Below are 568 nucleotides of genomic sequence, written 5' to 3' on the forward strand. Positions count from 1 at the left end.
GATGGTCGTGTCAGCAAAGGACGTCCGAAGAACCTGAAATCATGGTTGGAGAGTGCTGAATGATCGTAACCATCAAAAAGAAACTCGAAGAAACGTTGATCCCGGAGCACTTGCGAGCTGCCGGGATTATTCCTGTCCTGGCCTATGACGAAGACGATCATGTCTTCCTTATGGATGATCACAGTGCAGGCTTTGGTTTCATGTGTGAGCCCCTGTGTGGTGCCGATGAAAAAGTTCAGGAGCGAATGAACGGTTTCCTGAATCAGGAGTTCCCGTCGAAGACTACGCTCCAGTTTGTCCTGTTCCGCTCCCCGGACATCAATCAGGAGATGTACCGGATGATGGGTTTGCGTGATGGCTTCCGTCACGAGCTGCTGACATCTGTTATCAAGGAACGGATTAACTTCCTCCAGCACCACACGACAGATCGCATATTTGCCAAGACCAACAAAGGTATCTACGACAATGGCTTGATCCAAGACCTCAAGCTGTTCGTTACGTGCAAAGTCCCCATCAAGAACAATAACCCGACTGAAAGCGAACTCCAGCAGCTCGCACAGCTTCGCAC

1 protein-coding gene is annotated in these 568 nt (G+C 50.2%); it reads left to right on the forward strand.

Going from position 1 to position 568, the window contains the following annotated elements:
• Nucleotides 1-59 precede the first annotated feature (59 nt).
• On the forward strand, nucleotides 60-568 hold a 509-nt coding region (locus R7Q48_RS29685), incomplete at its 3' end, for a conjugal transfer protein TraC (RefSeq protein WP_231838253.1).

The organism is Vibrio sp. 378 (genome assembly GCF_033339435.1).